The sequence below is a fragment of the Streptococcus sp. genome, assembly GCF_030825805.1.
Classification (GTDB): Bacteria; Bacillota; Bacilli; order Lactobacillales; family Streptococcaceae; genus Streptococcus.
The window spans coordinates 18,072-36,370 of record NZ_JAPJPF010000002.1; the positions used below are offsets into that span (position 1 = coordinate 18,072).

Annotated in this window: 18 protein-coding genes; 14 read left to right on the plus strand and 4 right to left on the minus strand. The window is 43.4% G+C overall.

Going from position 1 to position 18,299, the window contains the following annotated elements; translation table 11 throughout:
* Positions 1–100 precede the first annotated feature (100 nt).
* The 4 genes from RCH62_RS00620 (at position 101) to RCH62_RS00635 (ending at position 4,470) form a co-directional block, all read left to right on the plus strand.
* Positions 101–775: a response regulator transcription factor gene (locus RCH62_RS00620; protein WP_023022847.1), complete on the plus strand. Its 675-nt coding sequence runs from the start codon at positions 101–103 to the stop codon at positions 773–775.
* Positions 765–2,138 carry a cell wall metabolism sensor histidine kinase WalK gene (locus tag RCH62_RS00625; protein WP_154852490.1) on the plus strand — a complete coding sequence of 458 codons (1,374 nt, stop codon included), beginning with the start codon at positions 765–767 and terminating at the stop codon, positions 2,136–2,138. Before RCH62_RS00620 ends, RCH62_RS00625 begins: the two co-directional genes overlap by 11 nt.
* Positions 2,139–2,503: 365 nt before the next feature.
* Complete coding sequence (locus RCH62_RS00630; protein WP_023022851.1) at positions 2,504–2,890, plus strand: VOC family protein; 387 nt, start codon at positions 2,504–2,506, stop codon at positions 2,888–2,890.
* Between the two features lie 209 nt (positions 2,891–3,099).
* Positions 3,100–4,470: a polysaccharide deacetylase family protein gene (locus tag RCH62_RS00635; protein ID WP_306474377.1), complete on the plus strand. Its 1,371-nt coding sequence runs from the start codon at positions 3,100–3,102 to the stop codon at positions 4,468–4,470.
* Positions 4,471–4,779: 309 nt separating this feature from the next.
* Here the strand turns inward: RCH62_RS00635 and RCH62_RS00640 are convergent, their stop codons facing one another.
* Together RCH62_RS00640 and RCH62_RS00645 are read right to left on the minus strand one after the other, a co-directional pair.
* Positions 4,780–5,868: a DEAD/DEAH box helicase gene (locus RCH62_RS00640; protein ID WP_306474378.1), complete on the minus strand. Its 1,089-nt coding sequence runs from the start codon at positions 5,866–5,868 to the stop codon at positions 4,780–4,782.
* A 1-nt stretch (position 5,869) separates the two neighbouring features.
* Positions 5,870–6,847 carry a Gfo/Idh/MocA family protein gene (locus RCH62_RS00645; protein WP_306474379.1) on the minus strand — a complete coding sequence of 326 codons (978 nt, stop codon included), beginning with the start codon at positions 6,845–6,847 and terminating at the stop codon, positions 5,870–5,872.
* Between the two features lie 209 nt (positions 6,848–7,056).
* Here RCH62_RS00645 and udk point away from each other — a divergent pair, with 209 nt between their 5' ends.
* From udk to RCH62_RS00670, 5 genes are all read left to right on the plus strand, one after another.
* On the plus strand, positions 7,057–7,692 hold the full coding sequence (gene udk / locus RCH62_RS00650) for a uridine kinase (protein ID WP_048691384.1): 636 nt from the start codon (positions 7,057–7,059) through the stop codon (positions 7,690–7,692).
* A gap of 66 nt (positions 7,693–7,758) precedes the next feature.
* Positions 7,759–8,430, plus strand: a complete 672-nt coding sequence (locus tag RCH62_RS00655) for a YoaK family protein (protein ID WP_048788887.1) — start codon at positions 7,759–7,761, stop codon at positions 8,428–8,430.
* 312 nt (positions 8,431–8,742) lie between these two features.
* Complete coding sequence (locus RCH62_RS00660; RefSeq protein ID WP_306474380.1) at positions 8,743–9,240, plus strand: GAF domain-containing protein; 498 nt, start codon at positions 8,743–8,745, stop codon at positions 9,238–9,240.
* A complete protein-coding gene (dnaX, locus tag RCH62_RS00665) occupies positions 9,240–10,916 on the plus strand; it encodes a DNA polymerase III subunit gamma/tau (protein ID WP_306474381.1) in 1,677 nt (558 codons plus the stop codon). The genes RCH62_RS00660 and dnaX overlap by 1 nt, the downstream gene beginning before the upstream one ends.
* 38 nt (positions 10,917–10,954) lie before the next feature.
* Entirely contained in the window at positions 10,955–11,167 is a 213-nt protein-coding gene (locus RCH62_RS00670) for a DUF3272 family protein (protein ID WP_048690913.1), read from the plus strand.
* 40 nt (positions 11,168–11,207) lie between these two features.
* Here the strand turns inward: RCH62_RS00670 and birA are convergent, their stop codons facing one another.
* On the minus strand, positions 11,208–12,149 hold the full coding sequence (gene birA / locus RCH62_RS00675) for a bifunctional biotin--[acetyl-CoA-carboxylase] ligase/biotin operon repressor BirA (protein ID WP_129822176.1): 942 nt from the start codon (positions 12,147–12,149) through the stop codon (positions 11,208–11,210).
* Between the two features lie 29 nt (positions 12,150–12,178).
* The gene (locus RCH62_RS00680) at positions 12,179–13,180 is read right to left on the minus strand and encodes a LacI family DNA-binding transcriptional regulator (protein ID WP_129822175.1); all 1,002 of its coding nucleotides are present in this window, start codon (positions 13,178–13,180) and stop codon (positions 12,179–12,181) included.
* Positions 13,181–13,321: 141 nt separating this feature from the next.
* On the opposite strand from RCH62_RS00680, the gene RCH62_RS00685 reads away from it, so the two are divergent.
* The 5 genes from RCH62_RS00685 (at position 13,322) to RCH62_RS00705 (ending at position 18,154) form a co-directional block, all read left to right on the plus strand.
* A complete protein-coding gene (locus tag RCH62_RS00685) occupies positions 13,322–14,488 on the plus strand; it encodes a galactokinase (protein ID WP_306474382.1) in 1,167 nt (388 codons plus the stop codon).
* Positions 14,489–14,500: 12 nt separating this feature from the next.
* Positions 14,501–15,973, plus strand: coding sequence for a UDP-glucose--hexose-1-phosphate uridylyltransferase (galT, locus tag RCH62_RS00690; protein WP_306474383.1), 1,473 nt, complete (start codon positions 14,501–14,503; stop codon positions 15,971–15,973).
* Positions 15,974–16,036: 63 nt separating this feature from the next.
* Entirely contained in the window at positions 16,037–17,035 is a 999-nt protein-coding gene (galE, locus tag RCH62_RS00695; RefSeq protein WP_129268904.1) for a UDP-glucose 4-epimerase GalE, read from the plus strand.
* A gap of 128 nt (positions 17,036–17,163) precedes the next feature.
* A complete protein-coding gene (locus RCH62_RS00700) occupies positions 17,164–17,748 on the plus strand; it encodes a DUF1307 domain-containing protein (RefSeq protein ID WP_129268906.1) in 585 nt (194 codons plus the stop codon).
* A 112-nt stretch (positions 17,749–17,860) separates the two neighbouring features.
* The gene (locus RCH62_RS00705) at positions 17,861–18,154 is read left to right on the plus strand and encodes an ABC transporter (RefSeq protein WP_306474384.1); all 294 of its coding nucleotides are present in this window, start codon (positions 17,861–17,863) and stop codon (positions 18,152–18,154) included.
* Positions 18,155–18,299 lie beyond the last annotated feature (145 nt).

An 18,299-nucleotide genomic window follows, 5' to 3' on the forward strand; every position in this document is an offset into this window, starting at 1 on the left:
ATCGCTATCTGAATGCTACTGAATGAAGCCTGGTCATGTTATAATAGAGTAGAAAATACTCGTCATCCCTGTATGGAAGAATGAGAAGGAGAAAGTACACATGATTAAGATTTTATTAGTAGAAGACGACCTCGGTTTGTCTAATTCAGTATTTGATTTTTTAGATGACTTTGCAGATGTCATGCAAGTCTTTGATGGAGACGAAGGTCTTTATGAGGCTGAAAGTGGCATCTATGACCTCATTTTGCTAGACCTCATGCTCCCTGAAAAAGATGGTTTCCAAGTTCTGAAAGAATTGAGAGATAAGGGTGTCTCCACTCCAGTATTGATTATGACAGCCAAAGAGAGTTTGGACGATAAGGGCCATGGGTTTGAGTTAGGGGCAGATGACTATCTGACCAAGCCATTCTACCTAGAAGAACTCAAGATGCGGATCCAAGCATTGTTGAAGCGCTCTGGTAAGGTCAATGAAAATACCCTTTCTTATGGGAATGTAACCGTTAATCTTTCGACAAATTCTACGCTTGTTGAAGGGAAAGAAGTGGAGCTATTAGGGAAAGAATTTGATCTTTTGGTCTATTTCCTTCAAAATCAAAATGTTATCCTGCCCAAGACACAAATCTTTGATCGACTTTGGGGATTTGATAGCGATACGACTATCTCGGTTGTTGAAGTGTATGTTTCTAAGATTCGTAAGAAGTTAAAAGGAACAGAATTTGCAAAAAATCTCCAAACATTGCGTAGCGTGGGGTACATTCTGAAAGATGCTCAATAAAATTAAAAAAACTGTCAATGCGGATGACTTTTCTTATTTCATCCGCTATTTCGGACTCTTTACCTTGATTTTCTCAACCATGACCTTGATTATTATTCAAGTAATGCGGTCAAGTCTGTATACAACGGTTGATGAAAATTTAAAGATACTGAGTAAAGATCGTTATTCCATCATTAGCTTGGCCAATCGTACCGGAAATGGGATGGGAAGAGACGAACCAGATGATGACCGACCAGAAGATAATGAACCTGATCCCGAGGATGGCCCTAGACCATCGGTCACTTCCAATAGTACAGCCATCCTCTTGAATGATAATTTTGAAAATGTGACGACGGACAATGGTTTTCTGGATTTAAAAACAGTGACCTTTAGTCGCAGCTATTTAAACAAGATCAAGCAGATTCAAATCACCAACCATTATAAGCAAAAAGAAAGCTACCGGGCTTATTTGGTGGATATTGACCCCGATGATTATATCGATGGGGTGAAATATGCCGTGATCATGACCAATATCAGCCAGTTGGAGCAGACCAGTGAAAAACACGAGAGCCAAATCGCCTTGGTCATGATTTGCTTCTGGGGCATTTCCCTCTTTGCAAGTATCTTCCTGGCTAAAATGAGTGTGAAACCTCTCTTAGAGAGCATGAACCGGCAGAAGGCTTTTGTCGAAAATGCTTCTCATGAATTGCGGACACCTTTAGCCGTTTTGCAAAATCGTTTGGAAACCCTGTTCCGAAAGCCAGAGGCAACAATTATGGAATCCAGTGAGAATATCGCCTCCTCTTTGGATGAGGTTCGCAATATGCGCTTACTGACGACCAATCTCTTAAACTTAGCCCGTCGAGATGATGGGATTAAACCTGAGTTTTGTGAAATCCCTCCTTCTTTTTTCGACCAAACCTTTGCCAATTATGAAATCATTGCCGAGGAAAATGATAAAATCTTCGAGTATGAGAATCAGGTCGAAAGGAGTCTGGTGTCTGACAAGGTCCTACTGAAACAGCTGATGACCATTTTGTATGACAATGCCCTCAAATACACAGAGGAAGAAGGAAAGATACGGTTTGTCGCCCAATTCAAGGATCGCTATCTCTATCTTCGGGTAGAGGATAATGGACCAGGGATTGCAGACGAAGATAAAAAGCGGATATTTGATCGATTCTACCGAGTGGATAAGGCGCGTACGCGTCAAAAGGGTGGTTTTGGTTTAGGACTGTCCTTAGCCAAGCAAATCGTAGAAGCCTTTAATGGCACCATTACTGTTCGAGATAACAAGCCGAAAGGTGCTATTTTCGAGGTCAAACTAGCAACCAAGTCAGATAGTAAAAAGAAATCAACTTCTAAATCAACGAAAAACAAGTAAAGCTGAGGAATCTTTAACTTAGATGAAGCAAAAGACTTCTAAAACTTTCCAAAGGTGAGAAGGGACGTCAGCGAACTTCTACGAAGTTCCATGACTTAGTTTTGAACCTAAGGTTTCAAAACTCCCTTGTGCTTGAAACATAACTGTTTCAAGCACTTTTCTCACGGCGGAAAGTTTCAGAACCTACATGGATGGCGCTCATAATAAGGAGTTGTTCTTATTTTTTAGAATAACTTGGCTTATTTTATATAACATAAGTTTTTCGATAATTTAGGCTGAGGAATCCTCAGCTTTTTCATCTATTTCAAATAATCGCTATTTTTGCCTGACTAGTGTATAATAGTAAAAAAAGAAAGAGGTGTCGTATGGCTTCAAAAATGTTACACACTTGTTTGCGAGTGGAGAATTTAGAAAAATCAATTGCTTTTTATGCAGATGCGTTTGGCTTTAAGGAATTGCGTCGCAAAGATTTTCCTGAATACAAATTTACGATTGTTTATCTTGGTTTAGAAGGGGATGACTATGAGTTGGAATTAACTTACAACTATGATCATGGTCCTTACGTCATTGGAGATGGCTTTGCCCATGTTGCCTTGAGTACGCCAGACCTTGAAGCCCTTCATGCGGAGCATAAGGAAAAAGGTTACCAAGTAACAGATCCTAAAGGCTTGCCAGGAACTCTTCCAAACTATTACTTTATTGTGGACCCAGATGGCTACAAAGTCGAAGTGATTCGTGAAAAGTCCTTATAATCAGCATCATATAACTTGTGACAAAGAGCAGATGTGACCACATCTGTTCTTTTTTTCTGCTTGAAAGTTGCCGGTTCAAAGTGACAGGAGATAGGACTGAGCTACTTTAATTTCCCTATCATATTTTAGGTTTTATTTTCTAGATTCTAGAGTTTTCTACTGTTTTTTGGTGATAAAATTGCTATAATAAGAGTATGAAGAAATCCTACTTGAAAATACTTATTCTCATCCTCCTCAACCTCCTTTTTATCGGAGGGATTTATCTTGCTTATCAGAAGATTGAGGAAGCACGCGCTATCAAAAATTATAATCAACAGTTTTCCAAAGCAATCCAGGAAGAAGAAGCAGTTGAAAAAGACAAAGATACCATTCTTCAAAAAGGAATGGTCGGTCAATCTTATGTTGCTGCCTACTACCCGAAAAATAACGAAGAACCTATCGCAGTGGTCAAAGAGAGAATTTTGGCTGACGTAGGCTCTCTTCCCCAAGAAGAGAAGAAGAATCAGCAAGCAAAAGAGCTATTGTTCTATCATACCGAACGCTCAGAGGACCCATTTGTCGGGGTTCACCCTTATCAGGTGAAGAAGACCCAGTACAAGTGGAAAAACGGTAAGTTCATCAAAGATGGGATTGACAAACTTCCCCTCCTTTATCTAACGGATGAGGGGACGGTCTTCCAATTCTCCCAATTGTTTACGGATGCTGATTTAGCCAAAGAACCCCTCTTAACAGAGTTGCGCTCTCAGCTGGTCTTCCTACAGTTAGGGGAAGATCGAATTGAAGAGCTGATGCAAGCTGTCTCAGCAAGTGATATAGCAAGTTGGCAGTTCACCTACAATCAAGGGGTTCTTTCTATCACACTTCCAGTTACTATTGAGGGCATGGAAACCTTCGATATGCCCCTTTCGAAGCTCTATGATGTGATTGATTCTGCTCGCCTGAATCCTGGAGATCGTGAAGCTTATGAGGCCTACCAAACCCAACGTCACGCTAAGATGGTTGCCTTGACTTTTGATGATGGTCCAGATCCAACGACGACTCCTCAAGCCCTGGATATCCTTAACAAGTACCATGTTAAAGCAACTTTCTTTATGCTTGGGAAGAATGTCTCAGCCTATCCTGAAGTGGCTAAACGGGTCCGTCAGGAAGGACATGAAATCGGGATCCATACTTGGAACCATCCTGTCTTAACTAAGTTGCCTTTGGAGTCAGCTCAAAAAGAAATCATGGATACCAAAGAAGTGATTCAAAAGGTGACTGGAGTGCAAACGAAGATTACTCGTCCTCCTTATGGTTCGATTAATAGTGCCATTCAATATGCAGTGGATCAAGCCTTTATCATGTGGGATGTGGATACCTTGGATTGGAAGAGTCATAACACCGAAGCAATCTTAGCAGAGGTGAAAAAACAAGTCAAACCAGGATCAATTATCCTGATGCATGATATTCACCAAACTTCTATTAATGCTCTCCCAGCTGTGATCCAATACCTTCAATCGCAAGGCTACACCATTGTGACGGTTGATGAACTCTTAAACCACCAAGTGGAAACTCATCGCCTTTATTACAATCGTAATTAAAAAAATCGTTCGTAATGTTACGAACGACTCAGATTGAAGATAAAGTAATTTTAAAAACTTTCCTTAGGTGAGTACGGACGTCAGCGAACTTCGTAGAAGTTCCATGACTAATTATTGAGCCTAAGGTCTCAATAATTCCGAGTGCCTGAAACGATTGTGTTTCAGGCACTTTTCTCACGGCGGAAAGTTTTTTTCATATTCTTAAATGACTAAAAATATAAGTTGTTTTTTGAAAATTATCCAGCTGTTTTATGTAAAACAATAGTTTGTCTACATTAAAAATCGTTCGTAATGTTACGAACGATTTTCTTATTCTTCCCCTATATAGAGTTGAGCTCCCTTAAGGATCAAAGGACGAACAGTGGTTAATTTTTTCAAGCTTTTTAATTCTTCTGGATGGCTGACCAAGGTGATGACATAGCCTTCTTTGCCCATGCGTCCGGTACGCCCAGATCGGTGGATGTAGGTTTCGGCATCTCTTGGAGCTTCATAGTTGACGACACATTCTAGTGAGTCGATATCGATTCCCCGCGCTACCAAATCTGTTGCCAGAAGGAGTGTCAGCTGATGATCCTTAAAGCGTTCCAGAATGACTTTCCGGAATTTGACGTTGACGTCACTAGCAAGTGAGACAGCGCTAACTTCTCGGTACTGGAGTTTTTCTTCAGCGCTCCCCAGGTCGGACAAGCTATTGAAGAAAACGAGGCCACGAAAGTCTTCGACATTGGAGAGTTTTCTGAGGAGTTCAACCTTTTCTCGCTTATCCACTTCCATATAGAAGTGCTGGATATTGTCCAAGTTTTGTCCTTTCACTTGAATGGTTAGAGTATTGGGTTTGATTTGTTCTGGATCAAACTTGGTCGTTGCACTCATATAGATAAATTGATGATCTCGGGGCGCGTAGTGGCAAATCTTATCGACAAAGTGATACTGAGAGTCGCTAAACAGTTGATCAAATTCATCCAGGATGATGGTATCAACATTCATCATCTTAATTTTCTTTAACTTGATCAATTCAAAAATACGGCCTGGAGTTCCAATGAGAATTTCGGGTCCTTTTTTGAGGCGTTCGATTTGCCGTTTTTGACTAGAGCCTGAAAGGAAGAGTTGGGCACTGAGTCCAAGAGGTTCTGCCCATTGTTTGGCAACATCAAAGATTTGTCCGGCCAATTCTGTATTGGGTGATAGGATCAACAATTGTTGTGCTTTTTTAGGTTTTAGCTTGAGAAGACTAGGGAAGAGATAGGCCAGGGTCTTTCCGGTTCCTGTTGGGCTGACTCCAAGCACGTTCTCCCCTTGGGTGATCGGCTCAAAGAGGCGTTCTTGGATTTCAGTCAGTTGCTCAAAGCCGAGGGTCTTGAGTTGCTCTTGCCAGAGCGGTGGAAATGCTAGTGTCATATTAATGTTCGTCCTTAAAGTGTATTCCAGCATCTTGGCGCATAGCGTAGAGGGTTTGGTGAACCATCTGTCCTGTTTGAAGCCAAGTCTGGTAAAGTGTCTGGTTGCCTTCTGTCATTATACTTGCAAAGGCCTGAGCTTCTTCCAGCATGTTATGAGAAGCAGGAGTAATCGGAAGTTGGTAACTAGTTCCAGAATGATCTTGAAAGAAAGCCTGACTAACGGCTTCGATTCCACTTAAGAAAAGGGTGCCGTCTGTTGTGTAGATTTCCGCAGGAAGATTGCTGGTCACATCTTTGCCGGCTTGAATGCCAATGACAAAGTCAGAATAAACCAAGCTACCATGTCCGTTCAAATCGATTGAATTAGGCAATTGTCGCGCTTGATAAGTTACTGATTCAGGTTGACCAAAGAGGCCGATTGCAAAGTAGAGAGGATAGACTCCCAAATCCATGAGGGCTCCCCCAGCAAACAGGTCGGAGAAAATATTGGGAGTATTTCCTTTCAAGAGCTCGGGCATTTTAGAAGAGTATTTGGCATAAGTCATGTGGCCACCCAAGATGGTCTTGTCTTTGAGAAAGTCTTGGATGATCGCAAAGGCTTTTTCATGATAGTTGCGAGCGGCTTCAAAGAGATAGACCTGGTGCTCCTGGGCTAATTTAACCAACTCTTTCCATTCCTTGGGAGTGGTGACAGCTGGTTTTTCAAGGATGACATGTTTCTTAGCCAAGAGGGATAACTTTGCCTGAGGATAGTGGAGTGAATTGGGACTAGCAATGTAGATGACATCCAGATCACTATCTAAAAAGGCAATCAGGTCATCATAGAGGGCCACTTGTCCATAAGGTTGGGTGAAACTACGAGCTTTCTCCAAGGTCCGTGAATAGACCGCTCTTAACTCATACTGGTCTGTTTCTTTAGCTGCAGCAAGGAAGGAATGGGAAATGGCACTGGTGCCGATGATACCGAGTTTCAGCATGGCAGCTCCTTTCAATCAGGTATTTACTGGTTTCATTATATCATGTTTCATCCTAAAAAGATGGAATGGGCCTTTCTAATTGGGATGGAGGATAGGAGGGAAGTTCTTCTTGGAAGGTTGATGAAAATCCTTAGAAAAAAGGTTTAAGTCGTGGTCAAGAGACCGCTTTTGTGATAGAATAAATAAGATTATAGAAAATGGAGAAGAAGATGCGAAACAGACCAATTATTATCGGTGTAACAGGTGGTTCTGGTGGGGGGAAAACCAGTGTTTCTCGTGCAATTTTGTCCCACTTTCCAGATGAAAAGATTGCTATGATTGAGCACGATTCTTATTACAAGGATCAAAGTCATCTAACCTTTGAAGAGCGGATTCAGACCAACTATGACCATCCTTTTGCCTTTGATACAGACCTCATGATTGAGCAAATCAATGAGTTGTTGGCTGGCCGTCCGGTTGATATTCCAACTTATGACTATGCAGCGCACACGCGTAGTGCTAAGACTTATCGCCAGGAGCCTCAGGATGTCTTTATCGTTGAGGGGATTTTAGTCTTGGAGGACAAGCGTCTTCGTGACTTGATGGATATCAAGATTTTCGTTGATACCGACGATGATGTGCGGATCATTCGCCGGATCAAGCGAGATATGGAAGAGCGCGGTCGGAGTTTGGACAGCGTCATCGAGCAGTACTTGGGAGTGGTGAAGCCGATGTACCATCAGTTTATCGAGCCAACCAAGCGTTATGCGGATGTTATCATTCCAGAAGGCGTGACCAATACTGTAGCCATTGATTTGATTACGACCAAGATTGAGAAGATTTTGAGCGAATCACGTGAAGGATAAGATAACAAGTGAGAGAGGTTAGGAAGTAGTGTCCCAGCCTCTTTTCCATGACAAATAGGGGGAAATATGAAAAAGTTAAGAAGGGAGTTTCACTCCAGAAGTAAGGCCTTTGCCTGCCTACTGACCATGTGTGCAGGTTTTTCAGATGCCTACACCTTTATCGAAAGAGGAGGGACCTTGGCCGCGGGCCAAACGGGAAACGTGGTCTTTCTATCTGTTGGTTTAATTGGCCATGAAATCGCGGATGTGGAGGTCAAACTAGCCACCATGTTGGCCTTTATGATCGGGATTTTCTTGATGACCGTCTTTCAACGCTTCTTTAGTCATTCGGTTTGGCGGCTCAGTACCTTGGTGCCCTTGGTTTTGACGACCTTGGTGGCAGGATTTCTTCCTAAAGAAGTGCCCAATGTTCTGATTGTGCCTTTCTTTGGACTGAGCTTGGGGATTGTAGCCACTTCCTTTGGAGAAGTAGATGATTACGCCTACAACCATTCTTTTATGACAGGGAATCTCAAGAAGACCATGGTCGCATATGGAAATTTTGTACGGGAGCGGAAGATGGAGTTTTTCTGGGAGTCTCTCTTTATGACTTCTTTGATTGGGAGCTTTGTGGGAGGAGCTATTCTTTCCACCTTCCTCATCCAATATTACGGCCTTCGGACCATCTGGTTTGTTTCCCTTGTTCTGACCCTCTTTCTCTCTTATCGGGCGATTCAATATGTTCGAAGGGATATCTAGTCACATTCAAATAGTTTGATCAATCGAGGCTGGGACAAAAGTCCTAGCCTCTAAATTTTCTTTGGATTATCGAGCAAGACGCAGTGGTTGAGTGGGCTCTACTAAGCTGATTTCATCAGCTTTTACAGCCCTACTCAACTGTGCGGAGGTGGGACGACGAAATCGAATTCTAACGAATTACCGATTTCTGTCCCACTCTCTTTTAATTGGGAATATTTGCTTGATAGTTCTGATGGCAAGCTGGGTTGTTATCAAAGGTTGCTCCGTTGTAAATACTTAATTTTCTAACTAAAGTTTGGTATAATAAAGGTTATGAATATACAGGAAAAAGAATCACGTTACCAACTCTTACTAGCCCAGTTAGAAGCTCTTTTAGAGGGTGAAAGCAATGCCTTGGCCAATTTATCCAATGCCAGTGCTTTGCTCAATCAAGCCCTACCACATTCGGTCTTTGCAGGTTTTTATCTTTATGATCAAAAAGAGCTGATTTTAGGCCCCTTTCAAGGTCAGGTTTCCTGTGTCCACATTGCCTTAGGAAAAGGCGTCTGTGGAGAAGCAGCAGAGAAAAGAGAGACGCTGGTAATTGAGGATGTGACCCAGCATGCCAATTATATCTCTTGTGACAGTCGCGCCATGAGTGAGATTGTGGTTCCCATGGTCTTGAAAGACCAGTTGCTGGGAGTGTTGGATCTAGATTCGGACCAAGTGGAAGATTATGACGACCTGGATCGCCTTTATTTGGAACGTTTTGTAGCTATCTTACTTGAAAAAACAAATTGGAATTTTAGGATGTTTGGAGTAGTAGATTAATGTATCAAGCCCTCTATCGTAAATACCGTAGCCAGACCTTTGGCCAACTTGTAGGGCAGGAGGTTATTGCGACGACCCTTCGACAAGCTGTCGAACAGGGGAAAATTAGCCATGCCTATCTCTTTTCTGGACCTCGTGGGACGGGGAAGACCAGTGTGGCAAAAATCTTTGCCAAGGCCATGAACTGCCCCAACCAAAAAGGGGGAGAGCCTTGTAATGATTGCTATATCTGTGAAGCCATTACCAATGGCAGTTTAGAGGATGTTATCGAGATTGACGCAGCCTCAAATAATGGGGTAGATGAGATCCGAGATATCCGCGATAAATCTACCTATGCGCCTAGTTTGGCTCCTCATAAGGTCTATATTATCGATGAGGTCCATATGCTCTCGACGGGAGCCTTTAATGCTCTTCTCAAAACCTTGGAAGAACCGACAGAAAATGTAGTCTTTATCCTAGCAACAACGGAATTGCACAAGATTCCAGCAACCATCCTTTCACGGGTTCAACGCTTTGAGTTCAAATCCATCAAGACGTCAGCCATTCAAGACCACCTAAAAGCTGTTTTGGATAAAGAAGGGATTGATTACGAAGAAGAAGCTGTAGCCATAATTGCCCGTCGGGCAGAAGGTGGGATGCGGGATGCCTTGTCCATTTTGGACCAAGCCCTCAGCCTGACAGCTGGTGCCCAATTGACCACTGCGACGGCTGAAGAAATCACAGGTTCCATCAGTCAAGAAGCTTTAGATCTCTATGTTGTAGCCTTGTCAGCACACGATGCAACAGCTGCCTTGGAGCAGTTGAACCTGATCTTTGATAATGGGAAAAACATGGCCCGCTTTGTGACGGACCTCTTGCAGTATTTACGGGATCTCTTGATCGTTCAGACAGGTGGGGAAAATCTCCATGTCAGTGAGAGATTTAACCAGAATCTAGCCATTCCACAAGCCACCCTCTTTGCTTGGATTGATCTTGCGACAAGGAGTTTAGCGGATATCAAAAACAGCCTGCAGCCGAAAATCTATACGGAGATGATGACCATTCGTTTGGCAGAATACAAGGGTGAGGGCCCTTCGGCTAGCCAAGCGGCTCTTCCAGCAGATTTCTTGGCACAAATGGACCAACTCAAAAGAGAAGTGGAGTTACTGAAAAGTCAATTAGCTCAAGTAGGGAGCGGGTCTCCTGTAGCCAAGTCAGCTCCAGCCCGTCCTCAGAAGTCTAGCAAGGACTATCGAGTGGATCGCAATAAGGTTCAAGCCATCTTACAAGAAGCAGTTGAAAATCCAGATTTAGCCCGTAACAATCTCATTCGCCTACAGAATGCTTGGGGGGAAATTATTGAAAGCCTAGCAGGGGCAGATAGGGCTTTACTGGTTGGTTCACAGCCGGTTGCGGCTAATGAACGCCATGCGATTTTAGCTTTTGAGTCTGCCTTTAATGCCGAACAGACCATGAAGCGAGATAACCTCAATACCATGTTTGGCAATATTTTAAGCAATGCGGCAGGTTTCTCTCCGGAGATTTTGGCTATTTCCATGGAGGAATGGACCCAGGTTCGGGCGGAATTCTCTAAGAAAGCTCGTGGTCACAAGGATGAAGTCGAGGTGGCAGAAGAGCCTGTCATTCCGGAAGGTTTTGATTTTCTCTCTGAGAAAATTACGATCCAAGAAGACTAGCCTGTGCTTTTTTCAGAAAATCGTGGTAGAATAACAATATGAATAAACGTCAATTTTGGACTATGGCTATCTTTACAGCCTTTGAAACCTATTTTTTCAATGATGCAGTAATGAGAGAAAGTTACCTGGCAGCTATCTTCTGGGCTCTCTTGATACTGAGAAATTTGCAAGTCAGCTATATCTTAGGGAAATTGGTCGAAAGTATCGATCAACAGCTCAATCAGAAAAAACGGGATAAGTATAAAAAATAAGCACCGAGAGGTGCTTATTTTTTTGAGCTGTTGGTCTGTTTTACAGGTCCCACTGTTTGAGGGAAATTTCGCCACTATTAAGCCAGCGTTCTTGGCCGTCCTCCAGTTGGACTAGTAGTTGTCCACTATCTGAGATATCCTTGGCCAGACCTTGGTAGCTGGTTTGATTTTGTTCGAAGCGGACTTCCTTACCTAGGACCAGTGAACGTTGCTTGTAGAGGTAGATCAGCTCCTCTTCTGGAGTGGTGAAAAATTCCTTCCAAATCTCAGCAATCAGTTCATTGCGGGAAATGGGAGGCTGGGCACCAAAGAGGGACCCTGCCTTGTCTTTCAGTTCCTTTGGAAAATCAGTGATGGAAAAATTGAGCCCCACACCAATAATGACATCTGTGATGAGGCCTGTTTCGATAGAACTGATGGCTTCAGTCAGAATGCCTCCAACTTTTTTCCCCTTGTAGTAGATGTCATTGACCCACTTGATATCGACATCCAGTAAGGCTAGACTTTTCAGAGCCTTATAGATAGCAGCTGCGACCATGAGGGTATAGGCAGGTGCTTGATCGAAAGGGAGGTTGGGCTTGAGGTGGAGAGACATGTAGATTCCCCCTTGAGAAGGACAGAAGTAGTCGCGCCCAAAACGCCCCTTACCAGCTGTTTGGAAAGGAGCTAGATACAGAGTAGCAGATTGGCCACCCGCTTCCATGGCATTCTTAGCGTCTAACTGGGTGGATTGGCACTGGGGATTATAGGAGACTGTCAATGGACAAAGGTCTTCGATGACTTGGGGGATTAGGAGGTCTCCAGAAAGGATCTTGTAGCCTCGATTTTTAACAGACTCAATCTCGATGCCTTCTTTTTCTAGACGCTGGATGGCCTTCCAGATAGAGGTGCGAGACAGGCCCATTTCCTGGGCTAGTTGCTCGCCGTTGACATAATCCTGGGCTTGGGCCAAAGTTTGGTATAAAATTTCGTGTGTTTTCATAGTATCTTATTTTCGAAGAGGATGGAAGATCATCCATTCTTGGTACTTTCTCTTAAGGTGAGTTTGGTTCCTAGCATGGTGAGGGTTGGTATTTCTCTTGGAGCTAGGACTTGTTTATTAAGGACGTCCATAGCAGTACGTCCCATTTCTTCTGTAAAAACAGTGATGGTCGAGAGGGGAGGAAAGACTTGTTTGGCTAAACTGGTATCATTAAAGGAGATGAGTTGGATGTTATCAGGGACCTTGATGCCGGCTTCTTGAAAGGCGCGAAGAGCCCCAATTGCCAAACTATCACTGGCAGCAAAATAGGCATCTGGTAAGGGTGAGCCAGACTGAAGTTGAGAGGAAATGAGGTCATAGCCTGATTGAGCTGTAAAACTACTTGTGAGGATGAGTTCAGGGTGATACATGTTTCTTTCAATACAGTAGTTTCGATAAGCTCTACGCCGGGGATCGGGAATACTTTCCAATAGGTCGGTCGTTTTTTCCTCACCGGTTAAGAGACCAATTGTTTGACACCCTTGTTTTCTTAAATAGTGAAGAGCAGTCTGAACAGCATTTTCAAATTCAGTAGTGACACAAGGATGCCCTTGGTTGAGAGTGTTACTATCAACAAAAACCAGAGGCTTGGCTAGCTTTTCTAGTTCGATAATCTGTACCCTACTAAACTTTCCGATACAAAGGACCCCAACAATTTCCTCCCCTAATCGAAAAGGAATATCATTGAAATAGCGGAGGATGCCATAGTCGAGGTCCTGTGCTCTTTTTTCAATGCCTAAACGGATGTTGTAGTAGTAAAGGTCGTCCAGCTCTCCCTCTTCACTTTTCCATTGGATGATGACAATTTGTTGTTTTTCTTTCTTAAAGTTCCCACTTTTCTGATGTCTGGTGTAGCCTAGTTCGTCAGCAACGGTCAAAATTCTGTGGCGGGTTTCCTCTGTTACAGAAAGACTAGTATCTTGATTCAGCACACGTGAGACAGTGGCGATGGATACGTTAGCGAGACTGGCAATATCCTTTAATGTAGCCATAAGTTTTCTCCTTCTGTCTTCTAGTATATCATAGCTTTGGCCTGGTTAGTGTAGTTTACTAAAATTTTAGTAAACTAATTGATTTGCTTTATGAAAAGGGTTACACTAAAGATAAATAACTATATAAGTGAGGTAATCGCAATGAATACTCAAGAACTTCGGAACGCTTTTCAAACAGTCTTTGGAGCAGAAGCGGATCATACCTTCTTCTCACCAGGTCGGATCAATCTAATCGGTGAGCACACAGACTATAACGGGGGTCATGTCTTCCCTGCAGCTATCACCCTTGGTACCTACGGAGCAGCTCGCAAACGCGAGGATAAGCTTCTTCGTTTCTTCTCTGCTAACTTTGAAGACAAGGGCATCATTGAAGTTCCTCTTGAAAACCTTCAGTTTGAAGAGGAGCACAACTGGACCAACTATCCAAAAGGCGTTCTTCATTTCTTGCAAGAAGCTGGTCACACCATTGATGTGGGGATGGATGTCTATGTCTACGGTAATATTCCAAATGGATCTGGTCTCTCTTCTTCAGCCTCACTAGAGATGCTGACGGGCGTCATTGCGGAAACCATCTATGGTCTTAAAGTGGATCGGGTAGAACTGGTTAAGATCGGAAAACAAACGGAAAATCATTTTATCGGGGTCAACTCTGGCATCATGGACCAGTTTGCCATCGGTATGGGGGCTGACCAACGGGTCATTTATCTGGATACCAACACTTTGGAATATGATTTGGTGCCCCTTGATTTGAAAGACAATGTCGTCGTGATTATGAATACCAATAAACGCCGTGAATTGATTGATTCAAAATACAATGAACGCCGTGCGGAATGTGAAACAGCTGTTTCAGAATTGCAAGCTAAACTAGACATCCAAACCTTGGGTGAATTGGATGTCTGGGATTTTGATACCTATAGCTACTTGATCAAGGATGAAAATCGCATCAAACGAGCTCGCCATGCGGTACTTGAAAACCAACGGACCCTCCAAGCTCGCAAGGCTCTGGAAGAAGGAGACTTGGAAGCCTTTGGACGATTCATGAATGCTTCCCACGTATCCTTAGAACACGATTATGAGGTAACTGGACTTGAATTGGATACCTTGGTGCATACAGCCTGGGAACAAGAAGGAGTGCTTGGTGCTCGTATGACGGGAGCAGGCTTTGGTGGTTGCGCCATCGCCCTTGTTAACAAAGATAAGGTTGAGGCTTTTGAAGAAGCTGTCGGCAAACGCTATGAGGAAATCGTTGGCTATGCGCCAAGTTTCTACATTGCAGAGGTTGCGGCAGGGACACGGGTGCTTGATTAAAAAGGAGATAGGATGACAGAACTGGTATTAGATGCATTTGTCACAGCCGTCATTGTGGCAAGTGACTATGAAGAGATGGATCGGATTTATCTAAAAAACCGCGTCATGAGTCGCGTTGGAGAAGAGGGGCTAGACGCCCCAGCCCAAAAAGAAGACTTGATTGCGCTCAAAGATCAGCTGGTGGAGATTGCGGTTGCGAATAATATGATTCAAGATAGCATGGCCGCCAAGGACAGCTTGGGTGCAGAGTTGATGGATTGGATCACACCTAGCTCTAGTCAGGTCAACCATCGTTTCTGGGAGACCTACCGTCAGTCTAAAGAAGATGCGATTGCTGATTTCTATGCCCTTTCTAAGCGCAATGATTACATCAAAGTCAAAGCGATTGCACAAAACATTGCCTTTGAGGCAGAAACTCCCTACGGTTCTCTTGAAATCACCATCAATCTGTCAAAACCTGAAAAAGATCCTAAAGACATTGCAGCGGCCAAACTTGCCAAAACCAGTCATTATCCAGCCTGCCAATTATGCTTTGAAAATGAAGGCTATCAAGGTCGCCTAGACCATCCAGCTCGGGCCAATCACCGGATTATTCGCTTTGATATGGACGGTCATGACTGGGGCTTCCAGTATTCCCCTTATGCCTACTTCAATGAACACTGCATTTTCCTTGATAGCCAGCATGTGCCCATGGCCATTAGTCGCAAGACCTTTGAGCGACTTTTGACCATTGTTGAGACTTTTCCAGGCTATTTTGCGGGGTCTAATGCAGATCTGCCTATTGTAGGGGGATCCATCCTGACTCATGACCACTACCAAGGCGGACGGCACACCTTCCCTATGGAGCTAGCTCCTGTTGAGGAAAGTTTTACCATTGAGGGCTTTGAGGCTGTATCGCTAGGGATTGTCAACTGGCCCATGTCGGTTCTCCGTTTGCAATCAGACGACAAGGAACAATTGATTGCTCTGGCAGACCATATCCTTACAGCCTGGCGTGGCTACTCGGATCCAGTCGTTCAAGTCTTAGCGGCATCCGACGGTCAGCCCCACCATACCATTACACCCATTGCACGGATTCGTGATGGGCATTATGAACTGGACTTGGTGCTCCGTGATAACCAAACCTCACCAGAGCATCCAGATGGTATCTATCACCCGCATGCAGATGTGCAACACATCAAAAAAGAAAATATCGGCCTGATCGAAGTCATGGGGCTAGCGATTTTGCCACCTCGTCTTAAGGAAGAACTCAAGCAGGTCCAAGACTATCTACTTGGACGTGAGAGCACGGTAGCGGCCTACCACCAGCCTTGGGCAGATGATTTGAAAGCCACTCACCCAGCTATCACAGAAGAAGCAGAGGCAGAGGCTCTTGTCCGTGAATCAGTCGGCCAGATCTTTGCGCGCGTGCTTGAAGATGCTGGTGTCTACAAGCGAACAGCAGAAGGCCAATCTGCCTTCAGACGCTTTGTTGCGACACTTTAAGTGTGGAGAAGAGGCAGAAATTTGGTACAATAAGAGAGAAAACAAGAAGCGAAAGGAAAACAAATGGCAATACTCGTACTCGGAGGAGCTGGCTATATCGGTTCCCACATGGTGGACCGCTTGGTTAATGAAGGACAGGATAAAGTCGTCGTGGTCGATAGCCTGGTCACAGGCCACCGTGCAGCGGTGCATCCAGATGCCGTCTTTTACCAAGGAGACCTGGCGGATCAAGACTTTATGCGCACTGTTTTTAAGGAACATGCAGATATCGATGCGGTCATCCACTTTGCGGCCTACTCACTGGTCGCTGAGTCCATGGCAGATCCATTGAAATATTTTGACAACAATACAGCAGGCATGGTCAAACTCTTGGAAGTCATGCATGAATGTGGGGTGCACTACATCGTCTTTTCTTCAACTGCTGCAACCTACGGCATTCCAGAAGAAATTCCGATTCTTGAAACCACTCCGCAAAAACCAATCAACCCTTATGGCGAAAGCAAGCTCATGATGGAAACCATCATGCGTTGGGCTGATCAAGCCTACGGCATCAAGTATGTGCCCCTTCGTTACTTTAATGTAGCAGGTGCTAAGCCTGACGGATCTATCGGAGAAGACCATGGACCAGAGACCCATCTCTTGCCAATCGTCTTGCAAGTAGCCCAAGGCAAACGCGAGAAAATCTCTATTTTTGGAGATGACTACCAGACACCAGATGGCACCAATGTTCGGGACTATGTCCATCCATTTGACTTGGCGGATGCCCATCTTTTAGCGGTGGAGTATCTTCGAAATGGAAACCCATCGACTGCTTTTAACTTAGGATCTTCAACCGGATTCTCCAATCTTCAAATCGTTGAAGCAGCTCGCAAGGTGACCGGACATCCGATCCCACTTGAGCTGGCTGATCGTAGACCAGGAGATCCTGATACCTTGATCGCATCATCTGAGAAGGCGCGTGCCATCCTCGGCTGGCAACCAAAATTTGACAATATCGAAACCATCATCCAAACAGCCTGGGCTTGGCATTCCAGCCACCCAGATGGCTACAATGATCGATAAGGAGGGACTGCGAACATCATTTTTGAGGCTTTTCTAATAACATCTAAAACGACAGTTGATCTTGCTAAATGACTCGTTTCAGACATCAGTCATTTCCCTAACCATCATAAAAAAGTGAGGTATTCAAAATGAATAAAACCACAAAAATGTTAGCCGTCTTCTTGACAGCGGGTCTTCTTTTAGCTGGTTGCGCACAAAAAGAGAGTACAAAATCTACTAGTCCATCGTCCACTAAGGCGACTAGTAAAGCAACAAGCAAATCATCCGCTAAAGAGAAGACAAAAGAGTCATCAACGGATGAAAGCCAAAAAGAGGATGCACTAGCAGGTGCTCAAAAAACGGTTCTTGAATCGAGTGATGAAGCAGGTAAGTCCACTGTAACCTTGTATTACAAGGGAGATACCTTGTTAGTACAAGAAAAAGTTGATGATTACGACGTCTCAAAAGTTCCTGGTGAAAACCCTCTTGAATCCATGAAAGAAGCCGTTGCTAAGAGCCAAGAAATGTTCAAAGATTTGATGGGACAAGGATTTGAACTGACATCAGAATACAAAGATGGAATATTTTATATCCGCAATACCATTGATTACACAAAAATCGATTTTAAAAAATTAAAAGAAATCGTCCCAGGCTTTAATCCCCTAGATGACAAAACAGTTAGTTATTCAGTAACCAAAGACAGTCTTATCAAAGGCGGTATGGTCGAAAAATAAACTAAATGGAGAGTAGCTCAGTTTGCTGCTCTTTTTTGGTTTGGCATGAATTCAGGGCCATATTTTGGTAGAATAGGATTTAAGGAAAATAGTGAAATGGATGAACAGTAGTATGAAAGAAACTTTTTTAGAAGCAATCGATCATTTGTTGTCTATCATTGACAAATATAATATTAAAAATATTGGTCCACAAGTGGATGAGCTACATATTTTGAAAGAATATGTAAATACTAATAAAGAAATGAGTTTAAGAGATAAATTGACAATTTATCAAGCCCTTTTTCCACCACAGGGTGGTCTATCAGATATTTATTATTGGGATAATGACTTTGAAAAAAGAAACCAGATTAACAATATCCTATCCTCTTCTAACAAGATAATTTCTGATTATTTATTGAATCAATAAAGAGAGGTTTAAAATACCTCTCTTTTACTTTAACTACTCTATATAAGAAATTTAGGTAAACCTGAGAAGGGTAAGGATATGCTATAATGAAGAAAACAGAAGGGTGTGCACGAGTAATGTCACCTAACGTGTCAACAAGGATAGT

Excerpts from the sequence above, each read along its gene's own strand:
- RCH62_RS00620 (WP_023022847.1), top strand. The coding sequence starts at position 101 with ATGATTAAGATTTTATTAGTAGAAGACGACCTCGGTTTGTCTAATTCA.
- RCH62_RS00625 (WP_154852490.1), top strand. The coding sequence starts at position 765 with ATGCTCAATAAAATTAAAAAAACTGTCAATGCGGATGACTTTTCTTAT.
- RCH62_RS00630 (WP_023022851.1), top strand. The coding sequence starts at position 2,504 with ATGGCTTCAAAAATGTTACACACTTGTTTGCGAGTGGAGAATTTAGAA.
- RCH62_RS00640 (WP_306474378.1), bottom strand. The coding sequence starts at position 5,868 with ATGACACTAGCATTTCCACCGCTCTGGCAAGAGCAACTCAAGACCCTC.
- RCH62_RS00645 (WP_306474379.1), bottom strand. The coding sequence starts at position 6,847 with ATGCTGAAACTCGGTATCATCGGCACCAGTGCCATTTCCCATTCCTTC.
- udk (WP_048691384.1), top strand. The coding sequence starts at position 7,057 with ATGCGAAACAGACCAATTATTATCGGTGTAACAGGTGGTTCTGGTGGG.
- RCH62_RS00655 (WP_048788887.1), top strand. The coding sequence starts at position 7,759 with ATGAAAAAGTTAAGAAGGGAGTTTCACTCCAGAAGTAAGGCCTTTGCC.
- RCH62_RS00660 (WP_306474380.1), top strand. The coding sequence starts at position 8,743 with ATGAATATACAGGAAAAAGAATCACGTTACCAACTCTTACTAGCCCAG.
- dnaX (WP_306474381.1), top strand. The coding sequence starts at position 9,240 with ATGTATCAAGCCCTCTATCGTAAATACCGTAGCCAGACCTTTGGCCAA.
- RCH62_RS00670 (WP_048690913.1), top strand. The coding sequence starts at position 10,955 with ATGAATAAACGTCAATTTTGGACTATGGCTATCTTTACAGCCTTTGAA.
- birA (WP_129822176.1), bottom strand. The coding sequence starts at position 12,149 with ATGAAAACACACGAAATTTTATACCAAACTTTGGCCCAAGCCCAGGAT.
- RCH62_RS00680 (WP_129822175.1), bottom strand. The coding sequence starts at position 13,180 with ATGGCTACATTAAAGGATATTGCCAGTCTCGCTAACGTATCCATCGCC.
- RCH62_RS00685 (WP_306474382.1), top strand. The coding sequence starts at position 13,322 with ATGAATACTCAAGAACTTCGGAACGCTTTTCAAACAGTCTTTGGAGCA.
- galT (WP_306474383.1), top strand. The coding sequence starts at position 14,501 with ATGACAGAACTGGTATTAGATGCATTTGTCACAGCCGTCATTGTGGCA.
- galE (WP_129268904.1), top strand. The coding sequence starts at position 16,037 with ATGGCAATACTCGTACTCGGAGGAGCTGGCTATATCGGTTCCCACATG.
- RCH62_RS00700 (WP_129268906.1), top strand. The coding sequence starts at position 17,164 with ATGAATAAAACCACAAAAATGTTAGCCGTCTTCTTGACAGCGGGTCTT.
- RCH62_RS00705 (WP_306474384.1), top strand. The coding sequence starts at position 17,861 with ATGAAAGAAACTTTTTTAGAAGCAATCGATCATTTGTTGTCTATCATT.